The sequence below is a fragment of the Moorena sp. SIO3B2 genome, from assembly GCF_010692525.1.
Taxonomy (GTDB): Bacteria; Cyanobacteriota; Cyanobacteriia; order Cyanobacteriales; family Coleofasciculaceae; genus Moorena; species Moorena producens.
The window spans coordinates 1-1,128 of sequence record NZ_JAAHHE010000964.1 but is presented as its reverse complement, the minus strand read 5'-3'; the positions used below and the strand labels follow the sequence as shown (position 1 = coordinate 1,128).

At 41.3% G+C, this 1,128-nt stretch carries 2 protein-coding genes; one reads left to right on the top strand and one right to left on the bottom strand.

Going from position 1 to position 1,128, the window contains the following annotated elements; all coding sequences use genetic code 11:
* Positions 1–201, bottom strand: a 201-nt coding sequence (locus F6K38_RS42740; protein ID WP_287360968.1) for a type II toxin-antitoxin system TacA family antitoxin, incomplete at its 3' end; no start/stop codon positions are given.
* 191 nt (positions 202–392) lie between these two features.
* Here F6K38_RS42740 and F6K38_RS42735 point away from each other — a divergent pair.
* Positions 393–1,022, top strand: coding sequence for a Uma2 family endonuclease (locus F6K38_RS42735; RefSeq protein WP_287360965.1), 630 nt, complete (start codon positions 393–395; stop codon positions 1,020–1,022).
* Positions 1,023–1,128: the final 106 nt, after the last annotated feature.

Genomic DNA, 1,128 nt, shown 5'->3' with positions numbered 1-1,128 from the left:
AAAAATTATATCCGCATCTTGGGGTGATAAGTGAATCACCTGTTCTGTATTAATCGCTTTTTGGGCTTCTTTAACCTGAGCATGAACCATAAATTGATTTAAGGTTGTCCCTGTTAAATCCGCAGCCTTTTGTACAGTATCTTTGACCAATGCCGGAAGCCTAGCTGTCACGGGAGTATCATTAGAGGTGGTACTTGCCATCTGAATTTATGCCTCAATTTCTTTTACTATAGCAATTCTCTATCCCATGAGGTACAAAGGTATCCTCCTAAATCCCCCTTAAAAAGGGGGACTTTGAGGTTGATGAGCGTACCTGGTAAATGCCATAAAGACTATATAAAATAATGGTGTCATTTGATCACCATAAATTTCAGCTTCAAGAAGAACGATCTATGACTCAAGCCAAAGCCGAACCCAAATTATACAGCTTTGATCAATTTATCAGCTGGTATCCCGAAAACTCAGAAGTCCGGTACGAACTGTATGATGGAGTAATTATCGAAATGCCCAAGCCAAAGGGTAAACATTCAAATCTAACCGGTTCCCTGATCGAGCAACTATTGATAGTTATCAGGCAGATAGGCAAAGGAGGCATTTGGACTATTCCTAGAGAGTCAATTGTTAAACCAAAACGGCAAAACTCAGGTTATGAACCGGACATCATTGTTTTGAACCAAGACGTTATGGGGGCGGAATCTCGGTGGGAAAGCGAATCAATTATTCAAAATCCTGATTCCGTCAAATTAATCGTCGAGGTTGTTTCAACTAATTGGCGTGACGATTACTACAATAAACTTAGAGATTATGAAGAGATGGGGATCGAAGAATATTGGATTATAGATTATGCCGCATTGGGGGCGAGAAAGTTTATCGGCAACCCCAAGCAACCCACATTTTTTGTTTGTAGTTTGGTTGACGACGAATATCAGATGACGCCCTTTACGGGAAATACTCCCATTGTTTCCCCGACTTTTCCCCAGTTCAAGTTATCCCCACAGCATATTTTTAAGCTGGCTTTGTAGGAAAACGTTAGCCAGCAGCATTGTAAGCATTCAGCTATCAGCTATCAGCTATCAGCTATCAGCTATCAGCTATCAGCTATTGGCCGTAGGTCAGGCTAGGCCAACA